Source organism: Micromonospora sp. WMMA1976 (genome assembly GCF_027497335.1).
Lineage (GTDB): Bacteria > Actinomycetota > Actinomycetes > Mycobacteriales > Micromonosporaceae > Micromonospora > Micromonospora aurantiaca.
In genome coordinates this window covers 3,691,849-3,707,098 of the sequence record NZ_CP114912.1, presented here as the reverse complement: position 1 = coordinate 3,707,098, position 15,250 = coordinate 3,691,849, and the positions used below count along the sequence as shown (strand labels likewise).

The 15,250-nt window shown below is 74.1% G+C and carries 14 protein-coding genes; 8 read left to right on the top strand and 6 right to left on the bottom strand.

What is annotated here, in order from left to right:
• Positions 1-9: 9 nt before the first annotated feature.
• Complete coding sequence (locus tag O7546_RS17185; RefSeq protein WP_198033260.1) at positions 10-1,212, top strand: membrane dipeptidase; 1,203 nt, start codon at positions 10-12, stop codon at positions 1,210-1,212.
• 88 nt (positions 1,213-1,300) lie between these two features.
• Positions 1,301-2,056 carry a GntR family transcriptional regulator gene (locus O7546_RS17180; RefSeq protein ID WP_194799048.1) on the top strand — a complete coding sequence of 252 codons (756 nt, stop codon included), beginning with the start codon at positions 1,301-1,303 and terminating at the stop codon, positions 2,054-2,056.
• Positions 2,057-2,134: 78 nt separating this feature from the next.
• Here O7546_RS17180 and O7546_RS17175 read toward each other — a convergent pair whose 3' ends face one another.
• Positions 2,135-3,502 carry a PHB depolymerase family esterase gene (locus tag O7546_RS17175; protein WP_269697187.1) on the bottom strand — a complete coding sequence of 456 codons (1,368 nt, stop codon included), beginning with the start codon at positions 3,500-3,502 and terminating at the stop codon, positions 2,135-2,137.
• 237 nt (positions 3,503-3,739) lie between these two features.
• Between O7546_RS17175 and O7546_RS17170 the strand changes: the two genes are divergently transcribed.
• From O7546_RS17170 to O7546_RS17155, 4 genes are all read left to right on the top strand, one after another.
• The gene (locus tag O7546_RS17170; protein ID WP_194799050.1) at positions 3,740-4,702 is read left to right on the top strand and encodes a PaaX family transcriptional regulator C-terminal domain-containing protein; all 963 of its coding nucleotides are present in this window, start codon (positions 3,740-3,742) and stop codon (positions 4,700-4,702) included.
• Positions 4,693-5,946, top strand: a complete 1,254-nt coding sequence (locus O7546_RS17165; protein ID WP_281599407.1) for a cytochrome P450 — start codon at positions 4,693-4,695, stop codon at positions 5,944-5,946. Before O7546_RS17170 ends, O7546_RS17165 begins: the two co-directional genes overlap by 10 nt.
• A gap of 96 nt (positions 5,947-6,042) precedes the next feature.
• Positions 6,043-6,303, top strand: coding sequence for an acyl carrier protein (locus O7546_RS17160; protein ID WP_013286876.1), 261 nt, complete (start codon positions 6,043-6,045; stop codon positions 6,301-6,303).
• Between the two features lie 65 nt (positions 6,304-6,368).
• Complete coding sequence (locus tag O7546_RS17155) at positions 6,369-7,607, top strand: beta-ketoacyl-[acyl-carrier-protein] synthase family protein (protein ID WP_281599403.1); 1,239 nt, start codon at positions 6,369-6,371, stop codon at positions 7,605-7,607.
• 29 nt (positions 7,608-7,636) lie between these two features.
• Here O7546_RS17155 and O7546_RS17150 read toward each other — a convergent pair whose 3' ends face one another.
• From O7546_RS17150 to O7546_RS17140, 3 genes are all read right to left on the bottom strand, one after another.
• On the bottom strand, positions 7,637-8,950 hold the full coding sequence (locus O7546_RS17150; protein ID WP_194799053.1) for a glycosyltransferase: 1,314 nt from the start codon (positions 8,948-8,950) through the stop codon (positions 7,637-7,639).
• 12 nt (positions 8,951-8,962) lie between these two features.
• Positions 8,963-9,256: a phosphopantetheine-binding protein gene (locus O7546_RS17145; protein WP_232236583.1), complete on the bottom strand. Its 294-nt coding sequence runs from the start codon at positions 9,254-9,256 to the stop codon at positions 8,963-8,965.
• 74 nt (positions 9,257-9,330) lie between these two features.
• Positions 9,331-10,011 carry a 4'-phosphopantetheinyl transferase superfamily protein gene (locus O7546_RS17140; RefSeq protein ID WP_194799054.1) on the bottom strand — a complete coding sequence of 227 codons (681 nt, stop codon included), beginning with the start codon at positions 10,009-10,011 and terminating at the stop codon, positions 9,331-9,333.
• Between the two features lie 65 nt (positions 10,012-10,076).
• On the opposite strand from O7546_RS17140, the gene O7546_RS17135 reads away from it, so the two are divergent.
• Positions 10,077-11,486, top strand: coding sequence for a condensation domain-containing protein (locus O7546_RS17135; protein WP_194799055.1), 1,410 nt, complete (start codon positions 10,077-10,079; stop codon positions 11,484-11,486).
• Positions 11,487-11,502: 16 nt separating this feature from the next.
• Here O7546_RS17135 and O7546_RS17130 read toward each other — a convergent pair whose 3' ends face one another.
• A complete protein-coding gene (locus O7546_RS17130) occupies positions 11,503-12,705 on the bottom strand; it encodes a cytochrome P450 (protein ID WP_194799056.1) in 1,203 nt (400 codons plus the stop codon).
• A 10-nt stretch (positions 12,706-12,715) separates the two neighbouring features.
• A complete protein-coding gene (locus tag O7546_RS17125; RefSeq protein ID WP_269697183.1) occupies positions 12,716-13,879 on the bottom strand; it encodes a nucleotide disphospho-sugar-binding domain-containing protein in 1,164 nt (387 codons plus the stop codon).
• Between the two features lie 157 nt (positions 13,880-14,036).
• On the opposite strand from O7546_RS17125, the gene O7546_RS17120 reads away from it, so the two are divergent.
• Positions 14,037-15,248: a cytochrome P450 gene (locus O7546_RS17120; RefSeq protein WP_194799058.1), complete on the top strand. Its 1,212-nt coding sequence runs from the start codon at positions 14,037-14,039 to the stop codon at positions 15,246-15,248.
• The last annotated feature ends 2 nt before the right edge of the window (positions 15,249-15,250 follow it).

Here is a 15,250-nt window from a genome sequence, read left to right as displayed (position 1 = left end):
AGAAGCGTCTTGCTGCAAGAACCCGCCCCCCGGTACAAGGGTCACAGGTCGTACTCGTACCTGGAGCCGCACTCGGACTACCGGGTGTTCACGTTGGCCGAGGAGATCGGCCGGGTGCCGGAGCACGACCTCGGCCTGACCGACGCCCAGCGGGCGCGGGTGACGCGGCTGCTCACCGAGCACGCGGCCATCTCGCTGCACGAGCATCCGGTGGTCCTGCCCGCCGACGTCAGTGAGCTGCGGGCCTACAACCGCACCGCCCGCCAGCGCACCGGGTACGAGGGGCTGGCGCGCTCGGGCCTGACCGCCGTCTTCGACAACTTCATGGCCGGCGCCTCCTGTGTGACGAGCGAGAACGGTTGGAAGTGGAACGACCTCGTCTACGCCCTCGGGATGCGGATGAGCGACCTCTACAAGCAGGACCACGTCTTCCTGGCCACGTCCCTGGACGACATCCACGCCGCGAAGCGGGACGGCCGGCTGGCCCTGGTGGCCGGCCTGGAGTGCAGCAGTCCGATCGAGAACGAGCTGGACCGGATCGACATCCTCTACGGCTTCGGCGTACGCCAGCTCGGTATCGCGTACAGCCAGGCGAACATGCTGGGCGGGGGCCTGTCGGAGAAGCACGACGGCGGGCTGACGCACTTCGGCCGGCGTGCGGTGGACCGGATGAACAAGCTCGGCATCGCCATCGACATCTCGCACTCCGGCGACCAGACCTGCCTGGATGTGATCGAGGCCAGCCGGGTGCCGGTGTTCATCACCCACGCCGGTGCCCGCTCGGTCTGGGACACCTCCCGGATGAAGCCGGACGAGGTGATCCGGGCCTGTGCCGAGCGGGGTGGCGTGATCGGCATCGAGGCCGCCCCGCACACCACGCTCTCGCAGGCGCACCAGCACCATTCGATCGAGTCGGTGATGGACCACTTCACCTACTGCGTCGACCTGGTCGGCATCGACCACGTCACGTTCGGCCCGGACACCATGTTCGGCGACCACGTGGGGGTGCACGACACCTACGCCGGCAACTACGCCCACGACGCCGGCAACCGTCCGCAGCACCCGCGGGTGGAGTACGTGTCCGGGCTGGAGAATCCGGGCGAGGCGTTCGGCAACATCGTGGGCTGGCTGGTGGCGCACGACTACTCCGACGACGAGATCGCCAAGGTGATCGGCGGCAACACGATCCGGGTGCTGGAGCAGGTCTGGTGACGCCGTCCCGGGTGATCGGCTGAGCGCACGCGGACGAACTACACTCCGTACGCCGACGCGGCGGCGGGCAGTGATGAGGTGAGGGCGGATGGCTCGGCGGGAGACCGCGCTACAGGCGGCGCACGGCCGGCTACGGCAGCTGATCGGCAGCGAGTTCCGGTCGGGGGAGAAGCTGCCCAACGAGCGGGACCTGGCCGAGCGTCTGGAGGTCAGTCGCGCGACCGTACGCGAGGTGCTGGGGCAGCTCGTCGCCGAGGGGGTGGTCACCCGGACCTGGGGGATCGGCACCTTCGTGCACGACGACGCCGAACGGGTGCCGGTGTCCATCGGGGACGTCACCGCGCTGCGGGACCGGATCACCGCCTCGGGCCACCGTCCGACGCTTCAGGACGCGGCGGTCAGCCGGGCGAAGTGCCCGGCCGACTGCGCCCGCGTCCTCGGCCTGGAGCCGGACTCGCCGGTGTGGCGGGTCGACCGGCTCTTCGCCGTGGACGGGGTACCGGCGGCCTGGATCCGTGATCACCTGCCGCTGCGCTTCGACGGCCGCGACCTCGACCCGTCCGGGTTGCTCAGCATCGACCTGGACATGTTCGAGTTCCTGGCCAGCGCGACCGGCATGCCGGTGCGGCGGGCGGAGATCGAACTCTCCGCGGTGCTCGCCGACGAGGAGGCCACCGAGCGGCTCGGCGTGGCGATCGGACACCCACTGGTCACCGCGACCCAGGTCGGCTACGGGACGGGCGGCGCGCCGCTGTTCCACGGCCACATCACGGTTCGCACCGACGTGTTGACCCTGCGGATCAGTCGCGGCGGGGAGCCGGAACCGGCCTCGCCGGCCGAGTAGACGGCGGCCCCGCGACCTCTCGGGTCGCGGGGCCGCCCCCGGCGCCGTGGGAAGGAACGCCGGAGTGTGGAGTGCCGGTCAGGCGAGTGTGCAGGGTGCGCCGTTGAGGCTGAACGAGCCGGGCCGGGCGGTGTTGCCGGTGTGCGTGGCCTGGAAGCCGATGGTGGTCGAGCCGCCGGCCGGGATGGCCGCGTTGTAGGAGACGTTGCGCGCCGTCACCTGGCCCGAGGAGGGGGAGTACGAGGCGTTCCAGCCGGAGGTGATGGTCTGGCCGCCGGGCAGCGTGAACGCCAGCGACCAGCCGTTCACCGCGGTCGAGCCGGTGTTGCTGATGGTGATGTTCTCGGTCAGGCCGTTGTTCCAGGCGTTCAGCTCGATCCGCACCGAGCAGGCACCGGTGCCGGGCGGGGGCGTGGTCGGGCCCGGCGGAGGTGTGGTCGGGCCGGGCGGCGGCGTGGTCGGGCCCGGCGGCGGCGTGGTCGGGCCCGGCGGGGGCGTGGTCGGCCCGGGCGTGCTGGTCAGGCCGAAGAAGGCGATCGCCGCCGCGGCCATGCCGGACGACGGCAGGCTGTGCCCGGCGCCCTGGATGCTGTACGCCTCGACCTGCACGGTGCCGGTGGAGTCGGCGTAGCGCCGCCGGTTCCAGCCGGACTGCGGGGTGTCGGTGGAGGTGGGGTTCTGGCTGAGCCCGAACACGTTCGTCCACTGCTCGATCGTCTCCTGGAGCAGCGAGTACGGCACCAGCGTGTCGTTGGTGCCGTGCCACAACTGCACCCGGGGGCGGGGGCCGGTGTAGCCGGGGTACGCCTGGCGGACCGCGTCACCCCACTGCTGCGGGGTGCGGTTCATGTTCCCGCCGGTGCACTGGCTGGAGCCGGGCGGATAGTCGGCGGCGCCGGCGAAGCAGTTGAACGGCACGCCCATGAACGCCGCACCGGCCTTGAAGACGTCCGGGTAGAGCGCCAGCATGTGGTTGGTCATCATGCCGCCGGACGAGCTGCCGGTGGCGTACACCCGGTCCGGGTCCGCGCCGTACTGCTGCTGGACGTAGCGGACCATCGAGATGAGCGACACCGGGTCGCTGCCGCCGCCGCGCCGCTTGGCCGCGTCGGACCAGGTGTCGAAGCAGTTGCCGAAGCCGGCCTGCTGGGTCGCGCTGGGGTAGATGACGATGAAGCCGTACCGGTCGGCCAGTCCGGCGAACTCGCTGCCGGAGTAGAAGCCGGGGCCGGAGCCGCCGCAGCCGTGCATGGCCACCACTGTGGCCGGCCGGGCCGGGCGGGCGTCCGGCACGTAGACGTGCATGCGCATCCGGCCGGGGTTGTCGCCGAAGCTGGTCACCTCGGTCAGCGACGCCGCGTACGCGGGTTGGACGGTGGGGATCACCAGGCCGGCCGCCGCCAGCGACGCGGCCAGGGCCACCACCATCTTGGCTCTGATTCTCACGGAATCTCCTTCGATCGCCCTGTGCGGGCGGTGACGGGCGGGTGCGCGCCGCGTCGGCGGCCCGGACCGCCGCGGTGTCGCGTCTCGCCCACTGACGTGTCTCGCCCGGCCCTGGCTCCGTCGTGTGGCACATAGTGTTCCCGCCGGGCGCTGAAGTGTCAATCGATGTGCTCCGATGAGCTGCGGCGGCGTTCGTCTACAGTCGGTGCACCGTCCCTGAGCCGAGCCGGAGCGCGTGTGGCAAACCCGTTCGACATCGAGGAGATCTACCCGGACGAGGGGCCCGCCGCGCGGCTGCCCCGGCGGCAGGCCGGCACCTCGCCGCAGAGCGTCGCGGTGACCCTGCTCGCCGACTACACGCTGCGCACCCGCGCCGACCTGCCGTCCGCGGCGATCGTCGCCCTGCTCGGCGAGGCCGGGGTGACGAGCGCCGGGGCGCGTACCGCGATCAGCCGGCTGGCCCGCCGGGGGGTGCTCGAGGGCAGCCGGCGGGGCCGCAACAGCTTCTACCGGCTCAGCCGCTCCGCCGCCGAGTACCTGTCCGCCGGCGGGAACTGGATCATCGCCTCCACGGCCGACGTCCAGACGTGGGACGGATGCTGGACCGTCGTCGCCTTCTCGCTGCCGCAGGACCACGGGACGCAACGCCGGGCGCTGCGGGGCCAGTTGCGCTGGCTCGGCTTCGCTCCGCTCTACGACGGGCTGTGGATCTCGCCGTACGAGCTGACCGCGCCCGCCCGGGCCCGGCTCGCCCCGCTCGCCCTCGGCGCGGTCACGGTGTTCCGGGGACGGCAGGACGCGCTGGACGCGATCGGTCAGCGCGCCCCCGTGGACGCCTGGGACGTCGACGCGATCAGCGGACAGTACGAGGCCTTCCTGCGCCGGTGGACCCCGATGGTGTCGCGGCTCGGCACTGTCGACGGCGCCGCGGCCGTACGGGCCCGGACCGAGGTGATGGACACGTACCGGCGGTTCCCCACGCTCGACCCGCGGCTGCCGCTGGAACTGCTCCCGGCCGGGTGGCCGCGCCGGGCGGCCCGGGACGTGTTCGCGGCCGTCTACGACGGACTGGCCGAGGCCGCCGAGACGCACGTCCGGGCGGTCGTCGCGCGGTTCGCCGAGCCGGTGCCGCCGGGCATCCGGGCGCACACCACCGCCGACATGCTCGCCGGCATTCGCGAGGAGCGGCCGTGCGCGTGACCATCTCCCTCGACGAACTGCTCGGTGACGAGGTACGGCGTGACCCGTACCCGTTCTACGCCCGGCTGCACGAGGCGGGGGAGGCGGTCGCGCTGCGGCCCGCCGACCCGCACGCGCTCGTCGTGCACGGGTACGACGCGGTCAACCGGGTGCTGCGCGACCCGGTCTTCCGGGTGCTCGGCGCCGAGTACCTGGACCGGACCGGCGTGCGCTGGCGCGAGCACCAGGTGATCCGGATCCTCCAGTCGTCGATGCTCAACGCCGCCGAGGGCGACCACCTCCGGATCCGGCACCTGTTCTCCCAGGCGCTCACCCCGCGCCGGGTCGCCGCGCTGGAACCGGCCATCGGGCGCATCGCCGACGACCTGCTCGACGGGCTCGCCGCCGAGGGCGCGGACGGCCGGACGGTCGACTTCATGGCGCGCTTCGCGCTCCGGCTGCCCAGTGACGTCATCGGTGAGCTGCTGGCCGTGCCGCGGGCGGACCGGGAGTGGTTCCCGTCCCGGGTCCGCGCGTTCGACGCGGTGCTGGAGATCGGCCGCCGGTCCATGCGCGAGGTCCGGGCCGCCAACGTGGCGGCGGCGGAGCTGACCGCGTACTTCACCGACCTGGTCGCCGCGCGCCGGGCGGCGCCGCGCGACGACTTCGTCTCGGCGCTGCTGCGCGGCCTGGACGACGAACCCGGCCGGCTGACCTCCGACGAACTGCTGGCCAACCTCATCATCATGTACAACGCCGGGTTCCGGACCACCGCGAACCTGCTCGGCAACGGGCTGGTGCTGCTCACCGAGCGGCCGGACGCCCGGGACGCGCTGCGCGCCGATCCGTCGCTGGCCGCGTCGTACGTCGAGGAGATCCTGCGATACGAGCCGCCGGTGCACTTCGCGGTCCGCTACGCCGCCGTGGACACCGAGGTCGCCGGTCTGCCGGTGCCGGCCGGCCGGACCGTGGTGGTGCTGACCGGCGCCGCGAACCGAGATCCGCGCCGCTTCCCCGACCCGGACCGCTTCGACCCGTCCCGCGCCGACAACCGGCACCTGGCGTTCAGCGCCGGGCCGCACTACTGCTTCGGGGCGACGCTGGCCCGCGCCGAGGGGCGGCTGGTGCTGCCCCGGCTGCTGGACCGCTTCCCGGCGCTGACCGCCGAGCCCGGCCCGCGCCGCGCGCTGATGCTGCGCGGGTACGACCGGCTTCCGGTACGGCTGACCGACCGGGCACCTTGCCAAACCAAGCCGATCGAGTAAGGTCGATGCTACGCGGAGTGTCCGCTCCGCGCCTCACAGGTTCCGTCGAGCAGGTCGAGCGCGCCGCCAGGACACCGTGGAAGGGAAACACCGGACATGACCGACGAGATCCGCGCGTTCCTCCTCGCCGCACTCACCGAGATGAAGTACGACGTCTCCGACGTCGACGACGACACCGTCTTCGGCCCGGCCGGGCTCGACGTGGACTCCCTCGGCCTGGCCGAGCTGGCCGTACGCGTGGAGGACCGGTTCGGGGTCGCCTTCGACGACGACGAGGCGGAGGACCTCGCCATGATGACCGTCGGCGAGTTCAGCCGGACGGTGGCGGCGCGCATCGCACCGGCCTCGGCGCACTGACCGATGTCGGGGCACGGCACCCGGCCGCGCGGCGTCCCGGCGCCCACGCCGGCGCGGCGGGTCCGGTGAGCGTGCGCGAACCGGTCACCGTCACCGGGATCGGACTGGTCAGCCCAGTCGGCGCGACCGCCGCCGAGGTGTTCGACGCGGTCTGCGACGGCCGGTCCGGGCTCACCCGGCCGCCGGCCGGCCATCCGCTGCACGGCGTCGTCGACGTCGCCGCGTTCGCTCCGGCGATCGACCCGGCGAGCGTGCTGCCCGGCCCGGAGTCCCGCGTCGTGGACCGGTCGATCGTGATGGTGCTGCGCGCCGCCGAGGACGCGCTCGCCGACGCCGGGCTGCGGATCGGCCGGGACGTCGATCCGTACCGGGTGGCGGTCGTCGTCTCCGGCGTCGGCGGTCTGTCCACGCTGGAGGAGCAGGTGCTCGCCCGCGCCGGGCGGGGCCGGTTCGGGGTCAGCCCGTACATGCTGCCCGGCACGCTGCCGAACATGGGCGCGGCCCGCATCGCGATCAAGTTCGGCATCCACGGCTACACGTCGTCGATCGGCACGGCGTGCGCGGCCGGGGCGCAGTCGATCGGCGAGGCGCTGCGCATCCTGCGCGCCGGCGAGGCGGACGTGGTGCTCGCCGGGTGCGCCGAGGCGCCGCTGTTCCCGACGTTCGCCGACGCGTTCGGCAACGCCCGCGCGCTGGCCCGCGGCTGGGCCGACCCGGCCGCCGCGAGCCGCCCCTTCGACAGGCGCCGCAACGGGCTCGTCCTCGGCGAGGGCGCCGGGGTGTTCGTGCTGGAACGTGCCGCGCACGCCGCCGCGCGGGGCGCCCACCGGCATGCCGACGTGCTCGGCTGGGGCGCCACGAACGACGCCCACCACCCGACCACGCCGCGCCCCGACGGCGCCGGCGCGGCCCGCTGCATGCGGATGGCCGTCCGCGACGCCGGGCTGGTGCCCGGCGACATCGGGTACGTCAACGCGCACGGCACCGGCACCCGGGCCGGGGACGCCGCCGAGCTGGCCGCGCTCGCCGAGGTGTACGGCGCCGCCCCGCCACCGCTGAGTTCGACGAAGGGCGTGACCGGGCACATGCTCGGGGTCTCCGGCGTGATCGAGGCGGCGATCGCGGTCGAGGCGCTGCGTCGCGGCCTGCTGCCGCCGACCCACAACCTGGACGACCCGGAGCGCGACGGCGAGGTCGACCACATCCGCGAGAAGGCGCGGGCGGTGGCGGTGGACGCGGTGCTGTCCAACTCGTTCGGCTTCGGCGGCCACAACGTGAGCCTCGTGCTGGCCCGCCCCGCCTGAGCGGCCGGCCCGCCCGCCCGGCCGGGATCTCAGCGGAGCGTGATCACGGTCGCTGCGTCGGACGCGGCGACGGCGACGGTGAAGTGCGGGCGCAGCATCTCGGCCACGTAGTCGAGGTCGGCGACCAGCGGCACCGGCAGCAGGGCGCGCTGGTCCGGGCCGGTCCGGGTGGCGACCAGCTCGATCCGGTCGGCCTTGAGCAGCCCTCGGGTGAGGAACGCGGGCAGGTCCTCGGGGAGCAGGCACCGCCACATGTCGACGTTGACGATCAGGTCCAGCGCACCGGCCTTGAACTGCTGGAGCACGGTGCCGAGCAGGTGGGAGTTCGTCTCGCCGACCGGCGCGTCGTGGTCGTACGTGTGCGACCCGGCGCCCAGGTCCAGTGCGGACACGCCGTTGCCGACGACCAGCGCCGCGCTCGCCGCCAGTTCCTCGCGCAACGACGCGGGCAGCACGTCCGGCCGGCCCAGCCCACCGGCCCGGTACGCCTCGATGGCCTGGCCGTAGAGCCGGATCCGGCCCAGGTGCCGGCCGAACGTGTTGAGCCCGTACAGCACCTCGACGTCGTAGCGCAGGTGCTTGCGCAGCAGGTACTTCATGTTGTCCATCGAGGCGAGCCCGTTCGACGTCCTGCGGAAGTGCGGCAGGTGGTACGAGAGCGCGTCGACGTCCAGCCGGAACAGCTCCGGCGGCGCGCCGTGCAGGTGGAACACCCGGTAGAAGAAGTCGAGGTCCTCGAAGCCCCACTTGACCATCGCCTCGTCGAAGCCGCCGACCCGCCGGAACGACTCGTGGTCCACCGAGGCGTTGTGGGTCAGGCCAAGCACCCAGGGCGCGCTCGGGAAGTCGTCCGTCCGCTGGGGGAGGGCGATGTCCTCCAGCCGCGGGTCGCCGCGTTCGGCGTCGAGCATCGCCGGGGCGACCGGTTCACCCCGGCGCAGCGCGTCCGCGCCGGCCCAGTCCAGGTCGTACCGCTGCCCGAGCAGCACCCCGGGCCGCCCGGCGCGCCCGGCGTGGAAGTCGCGGTGCCGCTTCAGCAGCCCGGGATGGGCCACCGTGTCGGCGTCCAGGAACATCAGCGTGTCCGCGCGGGCCCGGGCCGCCGCCGCGTTGCGGTTGGCGCTGCGGCCCCGGTTCCGCTCGCTGCGGACGTAGTCGATCCGCAGGCGGTCCCGGTAGGCGTCCACCACCGGGCCCAGCGCCACGGCCGAGCCGTCGTCACCGACGATCACCTCGAAGTCGCCGGGCGGCAGCGTCTGCCGGGTCAGCGACCGCAGCGTCGCGTCGAGCGCGGAGCCGTTCTCGTGCGCGGGCACCACCACACTCAGGCCGGGCCGGTCCACGTCTCGGCCTGCTCAGCGCGGGGTGGAGTTGGCGGTGATGTAGTCGGCCAGGTCGCCGAGCGTGGCCATCCGATCCTCGTCGAGTTCCTCGACGTCGATCTGGATCTCCAGCTCGTCCTCCAGCGACAGCAGCAGTTCCAGGCCGAGCGAGGAGCTGAGGCCGAGGTCGTCCATCAGCTGGGTCTGCTCGGTGACCGGCGCGTCCGGCCGGAGCATGCGGGTCAGCAGGACGGTCAGGCGGTCGACGACCTGGTCACGGGGCGGCGCGTCGGCCGGCGCGTCGTGTTCTAGCACCGGGCGTCCCACGAGTCGATCATGCGCGTCGGCATGGAGTCATCAGAGCAGGGGACATCGGCAGGTGTCAACGGGTGCGGCGATCGTCACCGATCGTGACGGAGGCCGGTGTGGCACTCGACGTCGTACGGCCGGTCGCCGGCGAGCGCGACCGCCACCGCGTACCCGGCGGGTGTGGGCAGGTCGGCGAGCCGGTGCGGGCCGGTCGGCTCGACGCACTCGACCACGTCGACCCGGTGCACCGGCACGGCGAGGTTGGGCCACAGCCGGCCCCCGGCCGCCTTGACCGCGGCCTCCTTGCGCGCCCACAGCCGGGTGAACCGCAGCGCCCGGCCGGCCGGGTCCGGTCCGGCGGCGACGTGCCGGGCCTCCCGCGGGTCGAAGAAGCGCGCGGACGCCGACACCGGGTCACCGCCCGGCGCGACGTGCTGGATGTCCACCCCGACCGGGCGGCCCTCGCTGAGCGCGACCGCCACCAGGTCGCCGGAGTACGACAGGCTCGTGTGCAGGCCGCTCCACCGGCCGGTCAGCGCCGGTTTGCCGTACCGGCCGCGGCGCCAGGTGAGCGCCGCCGGTGGCGCGCCGGTGGCCCGCCCGGCGAGGACGCGCAGCGCGCCGTGCGCCACGGTGAACCGGTCCCGCAGCGCCCCGGCGCCGAGCCGCGCGGCCCGGTCCCGCTCGTCCGCGTCGAGCACCGCCCGGTACCGGGCCAGCTCGTCCGCCGGCACCGCGGCCGCGACGATCCAGACCCGGACGGCGTCCCGCATGGACGGCAGCGTAACCCTGCGCCGTCACGTTGACACACACCGATGCGCGTTGCTCTGATGAGCGGGTGTTAGCGCAGACGGTCCAGGCCCAGGTTCCCGTGGCGTTCGCCGGGCCGGGCGCCGGCACCGCGCCCCTGACCTGGGGGCAGAAGGCCATCATGCAGGACATGCGGGAGACCGGCTGGACGCACAACGTCAGCGGCGCCCACCCGATGCCCGCCGGTGTCACGATCGAGCAGGTGGCGGCCGAGTTCGCCGCGCTGATGGCCCGGCACCCGGCGCTGCGGATGCGGCTCGGCGCGGGCGACGGCGGCGGCCCGTGCCAGGTCGTGTCGGCGAGCGGCGAGACGGTCCTGGACGTGATGGACGTGCCCGACGACGCGGACCCGGCCGACGTGGCCGCTTTCGCCTACGACCTGGGCCACGCCCGCCTGCTCAGCCACTACGACCTCTACCGGGACTGGTCGGTGAAGATGGCGGTGATCCGGCACCGCGGCGCGCTGGTGCACCGGGTGCTGACGATCGACCACCTCGTGGTCGACGGCACCGCCACGTCCCTCATCCTGGCCGACCTCGGCCTGGCCGGCCGGCCGGTCCGCCGGGTAGCCGACCCGCGTACCGTGCAGATCCTCGAACTGGGCCGGCGGGAGGAGACGCCGCCGCTGCGCCGGCTCAGCGACCGGGCCGTGCGTCACTGGGCCGAACACCTGCGGGACGTCCCGCCGCTGACGTTCGGCGAGCCGGCGGCCGGTGGGCGCCGGGGCCACCGGTACTGGCACGGCCGGTTCAGCTCGCCCGCGGCGTACCTGGCGGTGCGGGCCATCGCGGCGCGGACCCGCACGGACACCTCGCGCGTGCTGCTCGCGGTCATCGCGATCGCGATCGGCCGGGCCACCGGCGTCAGCCCGCTCACCGCCAAGCTCATCGTCGGCAACCGGTTCCGGCCGGGCTTCGCCGAGGCCATCGCCCCGCTCAGCCAGAACGGCGTGCTGCGCGTCGACACCGCGGACACCACTGTGGACGAGGTGGTGGCGCGGGCCCGACGGGCCGCCGTCTCCGCCGGGAAGTACGCCTACTACGACCCGGCACAGCTCGCCGAGGTCTCGGACCGGCTGGACGCCGAACGCGGGTACCCGGCCCGGATCAGCTGCCGGATCAACGACCGGCGGGTGACCACCCGGCAGGCGGCCGACGGCGGGCTGCACGACGACCCGGTGACCGCCGAGCGGATCCGCCGCCGGGCCGACGAGACGTTCCTGGTCTGGGACGGCCCGCTGGACCACCTGCCCGAGCAGGTCTTCATCACCGTCGAGGACCAGCCCGAGACGGTCCACCTCCAGGTCATCTTCGACTTCGGCTGCTTCACCGAGGAGCAGGCGGAACGGCTGCTGCGCGGCGTGGAGGAGGTGGCGGTGGAGGCGGCGCTCGACCCCGCCGCGCCGACCCGGGTCGTCCCCGGATCGGCGGGCGGCTGACCGGCCACCCCTCCGGTCACGCGTCCCAGGTCACCGGCAGCGACTCCAGGCTGCGCACCACCAGCCCCGGCCGGAACCGCAGCTCCGCCTCGTCGACGGCGAGCCGCAGCCCTGGCAGCCTTCGCAGCAGCGCGCCCAGCGCCTCCTGCAACTCCATCCGGGCCAGCGCCGCGCCCAGGCAGTGGTGCGGGCCGGCGCCGAACGCCAGGTGCGGATTGTGCACGCGGCCCAGGTCGAGCGTGTCCGCGCCCGGGAACACAGTGGCGTCCCGGTTGGCCGACGCGATCGCCGGCAGCACCGCGGCGCCGGCCGGCAGGCGTACGCCGCCCAGCTCCACCTCCTCGGTCGTGACCCGGGGCAGCAGCACCCCGTTGTCGCCGAGCTGGATGAAGCGGGACAGCTCCTCGACCGCCCGGGCCACCGCCACCGGATCGTCGCCGCGCAGCCCGGCGAGCTGCTCGGGATGACGGGCCAGCACCAGCAGGAACAGGTTGAGCTGGTTGGTGGTGGTCTCGTGCCCGCCCACGAAGATTCCGGCGGTGACCGACACCAGCTCCCGTTCGGTCAGGTCGTCGTGGTCGTCCCAGACCTTGATGAGCGCGCTCATCAGGTCGTCGCCGGGCTCGCGCCGCCGCAGGTCGATCAGCTCGCGGAACGCCTCCAGCGCCGCCCGCGGCGCGTCCGGGTCGGCGTCCCAGTCGCCGACGAGCGCGTCCGACCACCGGCGTACCCGCTCCCGGTCCCGCTCCGGGATGCCGAACAGCGTGCTGATCACGGAGATCGGCAGGGGACCGGAGACGTGCGTGATCAGGTCGGCCGGCGGCCCGGCCGCCTCCAGGTCGTCGATCATCCGGTCGACCAGCGCCGCGACCGTCGGGCGCAGCTCCTCCACCCGGCGGACGGTGAACGCGTGCGAGACGGCGCGGCGCATCGTGGTGTGCCGCGGCGGGTCCATCCCGATCAGCGAGTCCTCGGCGAGCGAGCCGAGTTCCCGGGTCGGGCGGTTCGGGCCGGCCGCGGCGGCCCGGCTGAACCGCTGGTCGGTGAAGACCCGGCGCACGTCGGCGTGCCGGGTGGCCAGGTACGCGCACGCCCCGTCGGGCAGCTCGACCCGGGCCACCGGGCACGACTCGCGCATCCGGGTGTAGTCCGGCGACGGGTGGTAGATCGTCGGAGCCGGCGCGAGCGGGTACGGGATGGCGGGTGGGTCCTGCGTCATCTGCGACTCCTCAGATCGGGCCGCCCCGGGCCAGGGCGGCGAGCGTCGGCACCAGGCCGGCGGGGGCGGGCATGGCGCGGACCCGGTCACGCATCAGCGCCGCGGCCCGCCGCCGGGGCCCGTCGCCGACCAGGCCGGCGACGTGGTCCCGGACCGCGTCGGCGGTGGCCTGCTCGCCCGCCAGCCACGTGCCGGCGCCGGTGACCGCCAGCCGCCCGGCGTTGAAGTGCTGGTCGCTGACCCGGGGCAGGACGAGCTGCGGCACGCCGTACGCGAGCGCGGTCATGGTGGTGCCGGCCCCGCCCTGCTGCACGAGAGCGGCGCAGGTGGGCAGCACCAGGCGGACCGCCAGCGGCCCGTCGACCAGGCGGACCCGGGCCGGCAGCCGGCCCAGCCCTTCGTGCTGGCGCGGTTCGACCACCACGACGACCTCCACGTCGAGCCCGGTCACCGCACGGATCACCCCGCCCAGGTCGAGCCGGTCGTGCAACCCGGCGCCGGCCATCATGGTGCCCGCCGTGACGCACACCCGGGGCCGCTCCGCCGGGCGGCGCAGCCAGTCCGGCACCACGGCCGGGCCGTTGTACGGCACGAATCGCACCGGACGGCCGGGACGCCGCATCGGCACCTGCATCGGCGGCGGCACCGGGTCGAGCGTCAGGACGCCGTCCAGCGGTACGTCAGCGGCGCGCAGCCCGAACCGGGCGGCCAGCGGCCCGACCACCTCGTCCGGGTCCAGGCGCAGCGTGGTCGAGGAGTCCGGCCCCCACAGGTTCAGCACGCCCGGCACGCCCAGCGCGGCGGCGGCCACCGGCGCGGCCAGGTTGAACGGCTCCCAGAGGACCAGGTCCGGCCGCCAGGACCGGCCGTAGGAGACCAGGTCGTCGAGGACGGCGTCGGCGAACCGGACCACCCCGCCGTCGGCGGTGATCGCCGGCTCGACGGCGCCGGCCGGCGCGGAACCGGCGAGCGGGGCCACCGCGCCGATCCGGCCGGCGAACGCCTCGGCGAAGTCGACGTCCGCGCCCAGCGGTACGGCGGCGAGCCCGGCCGCGCTGATCGTGGCGGCCATCGACGGATGACTCGCCACCCGTACCTCGTGACCGGCGGCCTGCAACGCCCAGCCGAGCGGGACCAGGCTGTAGAAATGCGACCGCCAGCCCCACGTCGACATCAGAATTCGCAGCGGCGCAGTCAAAACCCACCAATCCGCGCGGCGAAACGGCAGCCCTGGAGAACCGATGCTAGGGGATCGACGCCGGTACGCGGAAGGCTGCGGACGCACGCGGCGGATATTGACGCCGGACTAACCGATGCTGGACTCTTAGCCGATGTCCGAGGTGGACCGCGATCAGCCGCCCGGTGGCCCGGTGACAGTCAATTCCGGGCTGCGTTCCTATCCGTTCGAACCGTTCACCGGTGACCTTCCCGCCGAGCTGCTGGAGATGGTCGTCGCCGAGCCGGTCAGCCGGGTTCGGCTGCCCGACGGGCGGGCGGCCTGGCTCGTGCTCGGCTACGAGGACTGCTGCACCGTCCTGGCTGACCCCCGTTTCTCCCGGCTGCCGCTGGGCGCGACGGCGACACCGGACGGCGGCGGTCCCCGGGAGCTGAACATGGACGGCCCGGCGCACGCCGTGGTGCGGCGGGTGGCCGGCCGCGCGTTCACCGCCCGGCGCATCGGGACGTTCCGGCCCCGGGTGCAGCGGCTGGTGGACGAGCTGGTCGACGCCATGCTCGCCGGTCCGCGCCCGGCCGACGTGGTGGCCGCACTGGTGGCGCCGCTGCCGGTGCTCGTGGTGTGCGACGTACTCGGCGTCCCGGCCGCCGACCGGCCCCGGTTCTACGCCTGGATCGAGGGGCTGAACTCGGTCACCGCGTACGGCTCGGCCGCCGCCGCGACCGCGCAGGCCGAGCTGCGGGACTACCTGGCCGGGCAGCTGACGCGCAAGCGGGCCGAGCCCGGCGACGACCTGCTCTCGGCCTGGGTCCGCGGCGGCGGCGCGCACGAGCTGGTCGACGCCGAACTGGTCGAGCTGGCCATGGGCGTGCTGCTGGGCGGGCTGGAGATCAATTCGACGAGCGCGGGCCTGCGCGCGTTGTTCCAGCACCCGGCGCAGCTGGCGAAGCTGCGCGCCGCGCCGGGCAAGCTCGCCACGGCCACCGACGAGATCCTGCGCTACACGTCGGTGAGCGCCATGTTCCGGGTGCAGGTGGTCCGTGCGGACCTGGTCCTCGGCGGGGTCGGGATGCGGGCCGGCGACTGCGTGATGGCGATCCCGTGGGCCGGCAACCGCGACCCCCGGTTCTTCCCCGAGCCGAACGTCTTCGACATCGACCGCCGGCCCGGCGTACCGCACCTGACCTTCGGCTTCGGGCCGCACTTCTGCCTCGGCACGGCGCTGGGCCGGATGCAGGTGGAGCTGTCGCTCGGGGCGCTGCTGACCCGGATGCCGGCGCTGTCGCCGGCCGTGCCGCTGGCGGAGATCCCGTGGCGGCACGACCGGATGAACGGCGGCATCGCCTCCTTCCCGGTCACCTGGTGACC

Bases quoted from the DNA above. Each gene is read 5' to 3' on its own strand.
- O7546_RS17180 (WP_194799048.1), top strand. From the start codon at position 1,301: ATGGCTCGGCGGGAGACCGCGCTACAGGCGGCGCACGGCCGGCTACGG.
- O7546_RS17160 (WP_013286876.1), top strand. From the start codon at position 6,043: ATGACCGACGAGATCCGCGCGTTCCTCCTCGCCGCACTCACCGAGATG.
- O7546_RS17140 (WP_194799054.1), bottom strand. From the start codon at position 10,011: ATGCGGGACGCCGTCCGGGTCTGGATCGTCGCGGCCGCGGTGCCGGCG.
- O7546_RS17130 (WP_194799056.1), bottom strand. From the start codon at position 12,705: ATGACGCAGGACCCACCCGCCATCCCGTACCCGCTCGCGCCGGCTCCG.
- O7546_RS17125 (WP_269697183.1), bottom strand. From the start codon at position 13,879: ATGTCGACGTGGGGCTGGCGGTCGCATTTCTACAGCCTGGTCCCGCTC.
- O7546_RS17120 (WP_194799058.1), top strand. From the start codon at position 14,037: ATGTCCGAGGTGGACCGCGATCAGCCGCCCGGTGGCCCGGTGACAGTC.